General features: G+C 58.9%; 13 protein-coding genes. All 13 read right to left on the bottom strand.

Annotated features, from left to right (window positions below):
• Positions 1-12: 12 nt before the first annotated feature.
• The 13 genes from ACP7A4_RS18790 to fliQ all read right to left on the bottom strand — a co-directional run bounded on the left by ACP7A4_RS18790 (position 13) and on the right by fliQ (position 13,714).
• Positions 13-753, bottom strand: a complete 741-nt coding sequence (locus ACP7A4_RS18790) for a flagellar motor protein (protein WP_048366263.1) — start codon at positions 751-753, stop codon at positions 13-15.
• Entirely contained in the window at positions 753-1,892 is a 1,140-nt protein-coding gene (locus ACP7A4_RS18785; RefSeq protein WP_203302443.1) for a protein-glutamate methylesterase/protein-glutamine glutaminase, read from the bottom strand. Before ACP7A4_RS18785 ends, ACP7A4_RS18790 begins: the two co-directional genes overlap by 1 nt.
• 49 nt (positions 1,893-1,941) lie before the next feature.
• Positions 1,942-4,098, bottom strand: coding sequence for a chemotaxis protein CheA (locus tag ACP7A4_RS18780; RefSeq protein ID WP_059763020.1), 2,157 nt, complete (start codon positions 4,096-4,098; stop codon positions 1,942-1,944).
• Between the two features lie 11 nt (positions 4,099-4,109).
• Complete coding sequence (locus ACP7A4_RS18775) at positions 4,110-4,898, bottom strand: protein phosphatase CheZ (RefSeq protein ID WP_059763021.1); 789 nt, start codon at positions 4,896-4,898, stop codon at positions 4,110-4,112.
• A gap of 21 nt (positions 4,899-4,919) precedes the next feature.
• On the bottom strand, positions 4,920-5,294 hold the full coding sequence (locus ACP7A4_RS18770) for a chemotaxis response regulator CheY (protein WP_162207815.1): 375 nt from the start codon (positions 5,292-5,294) through the stop codon (positions 4,920-4,922).
• Positions 5,295-5,498: 204 nt separating this feature from the next.
• Positions 5,499-6,239 (bottom strand): RNA polymerase sigma factor FliA, encoded by a 741-nt coding sequence (fliA, locus tag ACP7A4_RS18765; RefSeq protein WP_048366258.1) that lies wholly within the window; start codon positions 6,237-6,239, stop codon positions 5,499-5,501.
• Positions 6,236-7,069 carry a flagellar synthesis regulator FleN gene (fleN, locus tag ACP7A4_RS18760; protein WP_059763022.1) on the bottom strand — a complete coding sequence of 278 codons (834 nt, stop codon included), beginning with the start codon at positions 7,067-7,069 and terminating at the stop codon, positions 6,236-6,238. Before fleN ends, fliA begins: the two co-directional genes overlap by 4 nt.
• A gap of 120 nt (positions 7,070-7,189) precedes the next feature.
• Positions 7,190-8,503: a flagellar biosynthesis protein FlhF gene (flhF, locus tag ACP7A4_RS18755; protein WP_059763023.1), complete on the bottom strand. Its 1,314-nt coding sequence runs from the start codon at positions 8,501-8,503 to the stop codon at positions 7,190-7,192.
• Between the two features lie 10 nt (positions 8,504-8,513).
• Positions 8,514-10,643 carry a flagellar biosynthesis protein FlhA gene (gene flhA / locus ACP7A4_RS18750; RefSeq protein WP_059763067.1) on the bottom strand — a complete coding sequence of 710 codons (2,130 nt, stop codon included), beginning with the start codon at positions 10,641-10,643 and terminating at the stop codon, positions 8,514-8,516.
• 205 nt (positions 10,644-10,848) lie between these two features.
• Entirely contained in the window at positions 10,849-11,418 is a 570-nt protein-coding gene (locus tag ACP7A4_RS18745) for a hypothetical protein (RefSeq protein WP_426247932.1), read from the bottom strand.
• A gap of 104 nt (positions 11,419-11,522) precedes the next feature.
• On the bottom strand, positions 11,523-12,659 hold the full coding sequence (flhB, locus tag ACP7A4_RS18740) for a flagellar biosynthesis protein FlhB (protein WP_048366254.1): 1,137 nt from the start codon (positions 12,657-12,659) through the stop codon (positions 11,523-11,525).
• 2 nt (positions 12,660-12,661) lie between these two features.
• Entirely contained in the window at positions 12,662-13,444 is a 783-nt protein-coding gene (fliR, locus tag ACP7A4_RS18735) for a flagellar biosynthetic protein FliR (protein ID WP_059763025.1), read from the bottom strand.
• Entirely contained in the window at positions 13,445-13,714 is a 270-nt protein-coding gene (gene fliQ / locus ACP7A4_RS18730) for a flagellar biosynthesis protein FliQ (RefSeq protein ID WP_059763026.1), read from the bottom strand. It abuts the gene before it with no gap.
• Positions 13,715-13,723 lie beyond the last annotated feature (9 nt).

Raw genomic sequence — 13,723 nt, 5'->3', positions numbered from 1 at the left:
GCAAACTCTCCATTAATCCATGAAGCCCTGAAGCTTCAACTCAATGGAGCGCGGGTTCTCGCCCTCGGCAATCGACAATATGCCTTCGAGCAACATTTCGCGGTAACGCGACTGGCGCATGGCAATCGACTTCAGCTTGCTGGCGATCGGCAACAGAATCAGGTTGGCACTGGCCACGCCATAAATGGTGGCGACGAACGCCACGGCAATGCCGCTGCCCAACTGGCTGGGGTCAGCCAGGTTGCCCATCACGTGGATCAAACCCATCACGGCGCCGATGATGCCAATGGTCGGCGCGTAGCCACCCATGCTTTCAAACACCTTGGCGGCTTCGATGTCGCGGCTTTCCTGAGTCATGAAATCGACTTCAAGAATGCTGCGGATCGCCTCCGGCTCCGCGCCATCGACCAGCAATTGCAAGCCTTTGCGCGAGTAGTCGTCGGGTTCTGCGTCGGCCACGCCTTCCAGGCCGAGCAAGCCTTCCTTGCGCGCCGTCAGGCTCCAGTTGACCACGCGGTCAACGCCGCCAGCCAGGTCGATATGGGGCGGAAAGAAAATCCAGATCACGGTTTGCATGGCGCGTTTGAAGGCGCTCATGGGCGACTGCAACAACGCGGCACCCACGGTGCCACCGATCACGATCAACGCGGCCGGACCATTGGCCAACGCGCCCAGGTGGCCGCCTTCGAGGTAGTTACCGCCGATGATGGCCACAAAGGCCATGATGATGCCGATCAGGCTCAGTACATCCATCAGTGACACGCCTCAACCAAGTGCTTGCCGATGTCATCCAGGCTGTACACCGCGTCCGCCAGGTTGGCTTTGACGATGGCCATGGGCATGCCGTAAATCACACAACTGGCTTCGTCTTGCGCCCAGACACTGCTGCCGCCCTGCTTGAGCAGACGCGCGCCTTCGCGGCCGTCTGCGCCCATGCCGGTCAACACCACTGCCAACACTTTGTCGCCGTAAGACTTGGCCGCAGAACCGAAGGTGATATCCACACACGGCTTGTAGTTCAAACGCTCGTCGCCCGGCAGAATTCTCACCGTGCCACGGCCGTCGATCATCATTTGCTTGCCACCCGGCGCCAGCAGGGCCAGGCCCGGACGCAGAATGTCGCCGTCTTCAGCTTCTTTGACACTGATGCGGCACAGCTTGTCCAATCGCTCGGCAAACGCCTTGGTAAAGGCCGCTGGCATGTGCTGCACCAGCACGATAGGCGCCGGGAAGTTGCCCGGCAGTTGCGTCAACACGCGCTGCAAGGCCACCGGGCCACCGGTTGATGTACCAATCGCCACCAGCTTGTAGGCTTTACGTTTTGGCGCCGGTGAAGACGGCGCGGCCGCAGGCGCACTGCGACTGGCAATCGGCGTGGTGCGTGCCGGGGTTGGCGCAGGCGCCGTGGCGGCAGGTGCAAAACCGCTGACCGCGGGCCGCGAAGGCGCCACTGAAGGTTGCGCCGAGGGCTGCGGTGCGCTGGAAAAACGGCGGTTGCTGCGCGAAATGGTGTGCACCTTCTCGCACAGCAACTGTTTGACCTTATCGGGGTTGCGCGAAATGTCTTCGAAGTTTTTCGGCAAAAAGTCCACGGCCCCTGCGTCCAGTGCATCCAGCGTGACGCGGGCACCTTCGTGGGTCAGTGAAGAAAACATCAACACCGGGGTCGGACACTTCTGCATGATGTGACGCACGGCAGTGATGCCGTCCATCATCGGCATTTCGTAGTCCATGGTGATCACATCGGGCTTGAGCGCCAGCGCCTGATCAATCGCCTCTTTGCCATTAGTGGCAGTGCCGATCACCTGGATCGTCGGATCAGCCGACAGAATTTCCGAGACGCGGCGGCGGAAAAAACCCGAATCATCCACCACCAGGACCTTGACTACCATAAACACTCCGTTAGGCGGCGCGAGACGCTAGCGCCCCGCTCCACCAGATTCAAATACGCCGTGCGGCGTAGCGTTTGAGCATGCTCGGCACATCCAGAATCAAGGCAATACGGCCATCACCGGTAATGGTGGCACCCGACATGCCAGGCGTGCCCTGGAGCATTTTGCCCAACGGTTTGATGACCACTTCTTCCTGACCGACCAACTGATCGACCACAAAGCCGATGCGCTGGGTGCCCACCGAAAGAATCACCACATGCCCTTCGCGCTGCTCTTCATGGGCGGCCGAGGCCACCAACCAGCGCTTGAGGTAGAACAACGGCAGCGCTTTATCGCGCACGATCACCACTTCCTGGCCGTCAACCACATTGGTGCGTGACAGGTCGAGGTGGAAAATCTCGTTGACGTTGACCAACGGGAACGCGAAGGCTTGATTGCCCAGCATCACCATCAGGGTCGGCATGATTGCCAGCGTCAGCGGTACTTTGATCACGATCTTGGAGCCTTGGCCCAAGGTCGAGTAAATGTTCAGCGAGCCATTGAGCTGGGCGATTTTGGTTTTCACCACGTCCATGCCCACGCCTCGGCCCGACACATCGGAAATCTCGGTTTTGGTCGAGAACCCCGGCGCGAAAATCAGGTTGTAGCAGTCGGACTCGCTCAAACGGTCAGCGGCGTCCTTGTCCATCAAGCCTTTTTTCACCGCGATGGCGCGCAACACGTTCGCGTCCATGCCTTTGCCGTCATCGGAGATGGACAGCAAAATGTGATCGCCTTCCTGCTCGGCAGACAGGATCACCTTGCCGCAACGGGACTTGCCTGCCGCTTCGCGCTCTTCCGGGGTTTCGCAGCCATGATCGACCGCGTTACGCACCAAGTGGACCAGCGGATCGGCCAGGGCCTCGACCAGGTTTTTGTCCAGGTCGGTTTCTTCGCCCACCAGTTCCAGGTTGATTTCTTTTTTCAGCTGACGCGCCAAGTCACGTACCAGTCGCGGGAAGCGACCGAAGACTTTTTTGATCGGCTGCATCCGGGTCTTCATCACCGCGGTTTGCAGGTCAGCGGTCACCACATCAAGGTTGGACACTGCCTTGGACATGGCTTCGTCATTGCTGTTGAGGCCCAGGCGCACCAGACGGTTACGCACCAGCACCAACTCGCCGACCATGTTCATGATGTCGTCCAGGCGCGCGGTATCGACCCGCACCGTGGTTTCAGCTTCAGAGGCCGCCGGTTTGTCCGGGTGCGCCGCCGGTGCACGCGCAGGTGCCGCAGGGCGTGCGGGTTCAGGCTTTTTGGCCACCACAGCCGCCGGGGCGGGTGCAGGTTTGGCCGCAACGGCTTGGGTCGCCACTTCAGAGAACTGGCCCTTGCCGTGCAACTCATCGAGCAGCGATTCAAACTCGTGGTCGGTGATGTGATCCGGGCTGGCGGGTTTGGCCGCAGCGCCAGGTTCGGCGGCAGGCGCCTCTAGCGCATCGGCACTGAACGATCCTTTGCCGTGCAACTGATCGAGCAACGCTTCAAATTCGTCATCAGTGATTTCATTGCTGGCCGGCGCCGCAGCAGGCTCTGCGGCGGGCGCAGGTGCAACGGCGTCGGGCGCAAAGCTGCCTTTGCCATGCAACTGATCGAGCAGCGATTCGAACTCTGCATCGCTGATGTCTTCGCTGGCGGCGGGTGCATCGGCTGCGGCCTTGACCGCATTGAGCGAGTCCAGCAACAGCTCGAATTCGTTATCAGTGATATCACCGCCGTCGGCGGTCACGGCGGCTTGCACCACCGGCTCGGGTTCAGGCGCAGCGACCACGGCAGCGGCAGGTTCAGCCAAACGGGCCAATGCCGCCAGCAACTCAGGCGTGGCGGCGGTGACCGGTGCACGTTCGCGCACTTCGCTGAACATGCCGTTGACCGCGTCGAGCGCTTCCAGGATCACGTCCATCAGCTCCGAGTCGACGTGTCGCTCACCCTTGCGCAGGATGTCGAACACGTTCTCGGCGATGTGACAGCACTCCACCAGCTCGTTGAGCTGGAGGAAGCCGGCGCCCCCTTTTACAGTGTGAAAACCGCGAAAAATTGCATTGAGCAGGTCCGCATCATCCGGTCGGCTTTCCAGCTCAACCAGTTGTTCGGATAACTGCTCTAGAATTTCGCCGGCTTCAACCAGGAAATCCTGAAGGATTTCTTCATCGGCGCCGAAGCTCATGTACGTGCTCCTTAGAATCCAAGACTTGAAAGCAAATCGTCTACATCGTCCTGACCGGACACGACGTCATCACGCTTATCGGCATGAATCTGCGGACCTTCACCCTGCGCCAGGTTTTTTTGCGGATTATTTTCTGCCCGCAGTGCTTCGCGGTCATGTTCGATCCCCGCAAAACGGTCAACCTGACTGGCCATCAGCACCAGTTTGAGCAGATTGCTTTCAACTTCTGTAACCAGCTGCGTGACCCGCTTGATCACCTGACCGGTGAGGTCCTGGTAATCCTGAGCCAGCAAAATGTCATTGAGGTTGGCGGCGACCATGTGGCTTTCTTCTTCGCTGCGCGTCAGAAAACCGTCAACCCGACGGGCCAGCTCACGAAACTCCTCAGCACCGATTTCGCGACGCATAAAGCGCCCCCAATCTGCGCTCAGGGCTTTGGCTTCTGCCCCCAGGCCATTGACCAGTGGCGTACTGTTTTCCACCAGGTCCATGGTGCGGTTGGCCGCAGCTTCCGTTAAGCGCACAACATACGACAAACGTTCGGTCGCATCCGTGATCTGCGACACTTCTTCGGCTTGTGGCATGTGCGGGTCGATATGGAAATTGACAATCGCACTGTGCAACTCACGCGTCAGCTTGCCGACTTCCCGATACAAGCCACGATCGCGGGTCTGGTTCAATTCGTGAATCAGTTGCACCGCGTCGCCAAACTGACCTTTTTCAAGGCTGTCGACCAACTCGCGGGCATGTTTTTTCAGGGTCAATTCAAAATCGCCCTGTGTAGATTCTTTATGCTCCATAGCGCCCCCGTGACGACCCCATTAGTGGCCGATACGCTCAAAGATCTTTTCGATCTTCTCTTTGAGAGCCAACGCCGTGAACGGCTTAACGACGTAGCCGTTAACCCCCGCCTGGGCGGCTTCGATGATTTGCTCTCGCTTGGCTTCAGCGGTCACCATCAACACAGGCAGGCTTCTAAGCTTTTCGTCCGCGCGCACGTGGCGCAACAGGTCGATGCCCGTCATGCCCGGCATGTTCCAGTCAGTGACCAGAAAGTCGATGCTGCCGGTGTTCAGGATCGGAATCGCCGTGATGCCGTCGTCGGCTTCCACGGTGTTAGTGAACCCTAAGTCACGCAGCAGGTTTTTAATGATCCGCCGCATCGTTGAAAAATCATCAACGATGAGGATTTTCATATTCTTGTCCAATTCGACCTCCAAGCAGTCTTAAAACGCGCTCAGCACCTGAACGCGCCATTCAATCAATTCGGTTTGTGTTACACGCCATGAACCTGTAGGAGCGAGCGTGCGCGCGATAAAAGCGATGCGGTGTATCCCTCAACACCCATCGCTCGCATCACGCGCACGCTCGCTCCTACAGTAATTAAGCTGCTACAGAAATCAGCGCGCTCGCCACTCGGCCAGTCGCCCGCGCAACCGTGCGGCGCACTGGCTGTGCAACTGACTGACGCGCGACTCACTGACGCCCAGCACCTCACCGATTTCCTTGAGGTTGAGCTCTTCGTCGTAGTACAGCGCCAACACCAATCGCTCACGTTCGGGCAAGTTCGCTATCGCCTCGGCCAATGCGGCCTGAAAGCGCTCGTCTTCCAGGTCTCGCGATGGCTCAAGGTGCGCACTGGCGCCGTCCTCGTGCAGCCCTTCATGCTCGCCGTCCTGTAACAGGTCGTCAAAGCTGAACAGCCGGCTGCCCAAGGTGTCATTCAAAATGGCGTAATAATCATCCAGGCTTAAATTGAGTTCGGCCGCAACTTCGTGATCTTTAGCGTCACAACCGGTTTTTGCTTCAATTGCCCGAATGGCGTCGCTGACCATACGTGTGTTGCGGTGCACCGAGCGGGGAGCCCAGTCGCCTTTTCGCACTTCATCCAGCATCGCGCCACGGATACGAATACCCGCGTAGGTTTCGAAACTCGCCCCTTTGCTCGCATCGTATTTGGTCGAGACTTCAAGCAGGCCGATCATCCCGGCCTGGATCAAGTCTTCTACCTGCACGCTGGCGGGCAATCGCGCCAACAGGTGATACGCGATGCGTTTGACCAAAGGCGCGTAACGTTCGATCAGCTCATATTGGCTGTCACGCGACGACTTGCTGTACATGCGATAGCCGCTGGCTGTCATTGGGCCGTTCCCGCACTGGTTTGCTGCACCAGGCGCTCAACAAAGAACTCCAGGTGCCCACGTGGATTGGCTGGCAAAGGCCAGGTGTCAACTTTTTGTGCAATGGCTTTGAACGCCAGTGCGCATTTTGAACGCGGGAAGGCTTCGTAAACGGCACGCTGTTTTTGCACCGCTTTGCGCACGCATTCGTCGTACGGCACAGCGCCTACGTATTGCAGGGCGACGTCCAAAAAGCGGTCCGTGACTTTGGTCAACTTGGCGAACAGGTTGCGCCCCTCTTGCGGGCTTTGCGCCATGTTGGCCAGCACCCGGAAACGGTTCATGCCGTAATCGCGGTTCAACAGTTTGATCAGCGCATAGGCGTCGGTGATCGAGGTGGGTTCGTCGCACACCACCAGCAGCACTTCCTGGGCGGCGCGCACAAAACTCACCACCGATTCGCCGATACCTGCGGCCGTGTCGATGACCAGCACATCGAGGTTGTCGCCAATTTCGCTGAAGGCCTGAATCAGGCCCGCGTGTTGCGCCGCGCTCAGGTGAACCATGCTTTGCGTGCCCGAGGCCGCCGGCACGATTCGAATCCCGCCAGGGCCTTGCAGCAATACGTCGCGCAGCTCACACCGCCCCTCGACCACATCGGCCAGGGTGTATTTGGGCGTCAGGCCCAACAGAACGTCGACGTTCGCCAACCCCAGGTCAGCGTCCAGCAACATCACGCGCCTGCCCAGCTCGGCTAGCGCCAGCGACAAGTTGACTGAAACGTTAGTTTTACCGACGCCACCCTTGCCGCCGGTCACTGCGATCACCTGTACGGGATGCATGCTGCCCATGATCTTTCTTTACCTTGTCTTACTTAGACGCGGCTACATACGCTGGCTGCGGGTTCCTCAACGGGAACAGGACTGTGCAGACCATCAATGTAGGTACATTGCAACGTAATCGTCACTACCTCAGCCGACCCGTTTGGAGGGGCTGTGATAGATATCAGCGAACATATCGGCCATGGCCTCTTCGCTGGGTTCTTCCTGCATTTGCACACTGACCGCGCGGCTCACCAATTGGTGGCGACGCGGCAGATGGAGGTCATCGGGAATACGCGGACCGTCCGTGAGATAGGCCACTGGCAGCTCGTGACTGATGGCCAGACTCAATACTTCGCCAAGGCTTGCAGTTTCATCCAGTTTGGTCAGGATGCAACCGGCAAGCCCGCAACGTTTATAGCTGTGGTAAGCCGCCGTCAGCACTTGTTTCTGACTGGTGGTGGCCAAGACCAGGTAATTTTTGGCTTTGATACCGCGCCCGGCCAGGCTTTCAAGTTGCAGGCGCAGGGCCGGATCGCTGGCTTGCAGGCCCGCCGTGTCAACCAGTACTACGCGTTTGCGCAACAGGGGTTCAAGGGTTTGGCCCAATGACTGACCCGGCGCCACATGGGTGACCGGCACATTGAGGATGCGGCCCAGGGTTTTGAGTTGCTCCTGGGCACCAATGCGAAAGCTGTCCATGCTCACCAGCGCGATGTTCTGCGCGCCGTACTTGAGCACGTAACGCGCGGCCAGCTTGGCCAGCGTGGTGGTTTTACCCATGCCCGCGGGGCCGACCATCGCAATCACGCCGCCCTCTTCGAGCGGCTCGATTTCCGGGGTCGCGATCATGCGGGCCAGGTGCGCCAACAACATGCGCCACGCCTGACGCGGCTCTTCGATCTCGGCGACTTGCTCCAGCAGATCGCGCGACAGCGGACCCGACAAGCCAATGCGCTGCAAACGACGCCACAGGTTGGCTTGCGCCGGTTTGCTGCCTTGCAACTGGTTCCATGCCAACGAGCCCAACTGCACTTCCAGCAGTTCGCGCAAACCATTGAGCTCAAAGCGCATGGTGTCGAAGGCACGCTGGTCCATGCTCGGCGCGGCGGGCGCAGCCGGACGTGGCGGCTCATCAAAGGTTGGCTCGATCAACGGCTCGGCGGCGGTCAGCGGCAACCCGGCAAACAACTGCCGGCTCACGTCAGCCTCGCCTTCACCGCGCAGGCTCAGTTCGGCCTGGGCCGAAACGATCCGCGACTGGGTCTTGCGCAGCTCTTCTTCAAGCTCAACGTTAGGCACACGCGGTGCCAGCGCGGACAACTTGTAGTCCAGCGCGGCAGTCAACTCAACACCACCGGCAATGCGGCGGTTACCAATAATGGCGGCATCAGCCCCCAGCTCATCACGAACCAGTTTCATGGCCTGACGCATATCGGCGGCGAAAAAACGCTTCACTTGCATAAACCAAACCTCAGCCGTTCGGGCCTACTGTCGCAACGATGGTGACTTGCTTGTTGTCAGGGATTTCCTGGTACGCCAGCACATGCAGGTTAGGCACTGCCAGGCGGCCAAACCGCGAAAGCATGGCGCGTACCGGACCGGCGACCAAGAGGATCACCGGGTTGCCTTGCATCTCTTGGCGTTGGGCGGCATCGATCAAGGAACGCTGCAACTTTTCAGCCATGCTTGGCTCCAGCAGAACGCCCTCTTCCTGACCTTGTCCTGCCTTTTGCAGACTATTGAGCAATATCTGTTCCAACCTTGGCTCCAGCGTGATAACTGGCAGCTCAGACTCAACGCCTACAATGCTTTGGACGATGGCGCGGGACAAACCAACCCGCACGGCGGCCACCAAAGCGGCGGTATCTTGACTCTTGTGCGCATTGTTCGCGACGGCTTCGGCAATACTACGAATGTCGCGTACGGGCACCTGTTCAGCCAGCAGGGCCTGCAAGACCTTGAGCAGTTGCGACAGGCTCAACACCCCCGGCACCAACTCTTCAGCCAGTTTTGGCGAGGCCTTGGCCAGCAACTGCATCAACTGCTGCACTTCTTCATGCCCGATCAGCTCATGGGAGTGCTTGTACAAAATTTGGTTAAGGTGCGTGGCGACCACGGTGCTGGCGTCCACCACGGTGTAGCCCAATGATTGCGCCTGACTGCGCTGGCTGACCTCGATCCACACCGCTTCCAGGCCAAAGGCCGGGTCTTTGGCGGTAATCCCGTTGAGGGTGCCGAACACCTGCCCCGGGTTGATCGCCAGCTCGCGGTCCGGGTAAATCTCGGCCTCGGCCAGAATCACTCCCATCAGGGTCAGGCGATAGGCGCTGGGCGCCAGATCGAGGTTGTCGCGAATGTGCACGGTGGGCATCAAAAAGCCCAAGTCCTGAGACAGCTTTTTACGCACGCCCTTGATCCGCGCCAGCAATTGCCCGCCTTGATTGCGGTCCACCAGCGGGATCAAGCGATAGCCCACTTCCAGGCCGATCATGTCGATGGGCGTCACGTCATCCCAACCCAGCTCTTTGGTGTCTTGTGCACGGGCTGGTGAAGGCAGCAACTCCTGTTGGCGCTGCACTTCTTGCAGGGCCTGGGTCTTGACCACGTTTTGCTTCTTCCACATCAAGTAGGCAGCGCCGCCCGCGACGGCCGCCAAACTCAGGAAGGCGAAGTGCGGCATGCCCGGCACGGCGCCCATCACCCCCATCAAACCGGCCGAGACTGCCAGCGCCTTGGGCGATGCAAACATCTGGCGGCTGATTTGCTTGCCCATCTCTTCGGAGCCAGAGGCACGGGTCACCATGATCGCGGCTGCGGTGGACAACAGCAGGGAAGGCAATTGCGCCACCAAACCGTCACCGATGGTCAGCAAGGCATACACCTTGCCCGCCTCACCGAACGTCATGCCGTGCTGGAACATGCCCACGGCCATGCCACCGATCAGGTTGATAAACAGAATCAACAGACCGGCGATGGCATCACCGCGTACAAATTTGCTGGCACCGTCCATCGAACCGTAGAACTCAGCCTCTTGGGCGACTTCCTGACGGCGCGACTTGGCCTGGTTCTGGTCGATCAAACCGGCGTTAAGGTCAGCGTCGATCGCCATCTGCTTGCCGGGCATGGCATCGAGGGTGAAACGCGCGCTCACCTCGGAGATACGCCCGGCACCCTTGGTCACCACCACGAAGTTGATGATCATCAAAATCGCGAACACCACGATACCGACCACGTAGTTGCCGCCGATCACCACCTCACCGAATGCCTGAATCACCTTACCGGCGGCGCCGTGGCCTTCCTGACCGTGAAGCATCACCACCCGCGTCGAAGCCACGTTGAGCGCCAGACGCATTAGCGTGGCGACCAGCAAAATGGTCGGGAACACCGCAAAATCCAGCGGGCGCAAGGCGTACACACAGACCAGCAACACCACAATCGACAGCGCAATGTTGAAGGTAAAGAACACGTCCAGCAGGAACGCAGGGATCGGCAACATCATCATTGCCAGCATTACCAGCAACAACAGCGGCACACCCAACTGCCCCTGACCCAGACCGGCCAGACCGTTGCGTGCGGTGTTGATTAACTGAGAACGATCCAATGACATTGCAAGAAACCTTTAGCAAACTTTTGACGCCATATGCGCCGTGAAGCCTGCCTTTGCAAGAACCCTTCCAACTTTGGCAAATGGCCACATCAGATTCGAAAAGCCCTCTCCCGCAAGGTGAGGGCCGGGGTGAGGGTCGGGGCTTTTCGCAGGTCTAAGCTGCGTTGGCGTCAAGCACCTCCAACATGCCGCGCCTTACTCAGTTCCAGCGCCACTCACCCAAATCAATCACCAGGCAGGCACTGCTGCTGACGCCGAACACCACATCAATCTTGCGATTAGGCTCATAAAGCGCCGAACCGCACCCACCAATCAAAATATCCCCGCAACGCGGGTCTCGCGTAAAGGGACGGTTCGTCCACTGCGGCACTCTCTCCAACTTCAACGGGAATAAAAGATTGCCCAAGATATGGCTGCGTACACTCATCCCGCTGATGCCTTCGGAACTCAACGACTTGCGCATATAGTCCAGCAGGAGGACGCGGTCTTTTTCACAGCGCTCCAGCACCGCGGCGTAATAGTCTTCGCGCCCGTACCCCTGCGGCACGGTAGGCAAGGAGATCACCGCCAGCAAATTTTTACCTTCGGCACTAAAGCCCACCACATGCTGATCGGGCGCTTGATCCAGCCAAAAAATCGCAAAGGTGGCATCCAGCACGGGAAATGACGGAAACAAGCCCTCCAGCTCCGCCATCGCCAAACCGCGAGACCCACTTAATGCATAGGTTTTGACGCAACCATCAGGGATGAGGGTCAACTCGATAGGCATCGCGCATCTCCATTGCTAACGACGAAACGCCAGGGCGCGCTCTACCCCAAGTTAAGCAGGTTTGCGAAAACTCGATACTGGCAACATTGACAGCCTGTGGCGTGTTATTCGTCGCGACGTAAATCCGGCGGGATCGGCAGATCGCTCAGTGGATCAGGCCGCTTGCCTTTGCCCGCCTGGTGCTGGCGGATCTGGTAGACGTAGGCCAAGACCTGCGCCACGGCCAAGTACAGGCCTGCGGGGATTTCCTGATCCAGCTCGGTGGAGTAGTAGATGGAGCGCGCCAAAGCGGGCGACTCCAGCAGCAGGATGTCGTGCTTGGCGCCAATTTCACGGATCTTGAGCGCCAGAAAGTCGCTGCCCTTGGCCAGCAGCATGGGTGCAGCGCCCTTCTCCGGGTCGTATTTCAGAGCGACAGCAAAGTGGGTCGGGTTGGTGATGATGACGTCGGCATCCGGGATGGCGCTCATCATCCGGCGCTGACTCATCTCGCGCTGGGTCTGGCGGATTCGTTGCTTAACTTCCGGGCGACCTTCCTGATCCTTGTGCTCATCGCGCACTTCCTGCTTGGTCATCAGCAGTTTCTTGTGGCTTTCCCACAACTGCACCGGCACGTCCACGGCCGCAATCAGGATCAACCCGCAGGCCATCCACAAGGCACTCCACGCCACCACTTGCAAGCTGTGGATGACGGCCGATTCTAGGGGTTCGCGGGAGATGCGCTGCAAGTCGTCAATGTCGGACTTGAGCACCAACAACGCCACAATCAAGATGATAAAAAACTTGGCCAACGCCTTGAGCAACTCGACCAGCGCCTTGGCCGAGAACATGCGCTTGATGCCCGCCGCAGGATTCATGCGGCTGAATTTAGGGGCCAGGCTGCCCGCCGCGAACAACCAGCCGCCCAGTGCAATAGGCCCGATCAACGCCGCAATCAACAAGGTAATAAGTACCGGCTGCAACGCCACCAGGGCGATTTTGCCTGAATGCAGGAGGAAGGCGCCCATCGAGTCAGTGTTGAGCAGCACTTCACGGCTGATGCTGAAGTTGTAGCGCATGATTTCCATCATGTCCTGCGCCAGCGCACCGCCGAAGATGATCAGGCCGATGGAGCCAGCGAGCATGATTGCCAGCGTATTGAGTTCTTTAGAGCGTGCGATCTCGCCCTTTTCCCTGGAGTCTTTTTTTCGTTTCTCCGTGGGGTCTTCTGTTTTATCGGCGCCACTCTCGCTTTCGGCCATCGCTAGCGCGCCTGTGCCAAGTCACGTAAAAACTGCAAGGCCTCGGTGGCCAGCGGTTGATACTGATTGAGAATGTCCGCCAGGCTGATCCACAGGATCACCATGCCCAGCACCAGGGTCAGCGGAAAACCAATGGCGAAAATGTTCAACTGCGGGGCCGCACGGGTCATCACACCGAATGCGATGTTGACCACCAACAGCGCGGTGATCGCAGGCAGCACCAGCAGCAAGGCGGCACCCAATACCCAACCGAGCTTGCCGACCACTTCCCAGAAGTGATGCGTCAGCAACCCGCCCCCCACCGGCAAGGTGGTGAAGCTTTCGGTGAGCACCTCAAACACCACCAAGTGCCCGTTCATGGACAGAAACAACAACGTCACCAGCATGGTGAAGAACTGCCCGATGACCGCTACGTTGACCCCGTTGGCCGGGTCGACCATGGAGGCGAAGCCCATGCCCATCTGGATCGCCACAATTTGCCCGGCCACCACAAACGCCTGAAAAAACAATTGCAGCGAAAACCCGAGCAAGGCGCCGATGATGATTTGCTCGGCAATCAACATCAAGCCGCTGAGGTCCAGCGGGTTTACCGTAGGCAGCGGCGGCAGGCTCGGCAGGATGGCCAAGGTGATGGCTATCGACAAAAACAGCTTGATGCGCTTGGGCACCAGGGTGGTGCCGATGATTGGCATGGTGGTCAACACCGCGCCTACCCGGAACAGCGGCAGCATAAAGCTGGCGACCCAGGTACTGATCTGCGCGTCCGTCAGGGCAAGCAGCGACATTTAGCCGATCAACTGCGGAATGCTGCCGTACAACGACAGGATGTATTCCATAAAGGTCTGCACCAGCCACGGCCCCGCCACGATCAAGGTGATCAGCATCACCAGCAAACGCGGCAAAAAGCTCAAGGTTTGTTCGTTGATTTGGGTGGCAGCCTGAAACATGGCCACCATCAAACCCACCAACAAGCTAGGCACCACCAACACAGCCACCATCATGGTGGTCAGCCACAAGGCACTGCGAAACAGGTCAACCGCGACTTCTGGGGTCATTGCGCATTA

It is taken from the genome of Pseudomonas sp. TWR3-1-1 (genome assembly GCF_049896545.1).
Taxonomy (GTDB): domain Bacteria; phylum Pseudomonadota; class Gammaproteobacteria; order Pseudomonadales; family Pseudomonadaceae; genus Aquipseudomonas; species Aquipseudomonas weihenstephanensis.
This window is presented reverse-complemented; position numbering and strand designations above follow the sequence as displayed.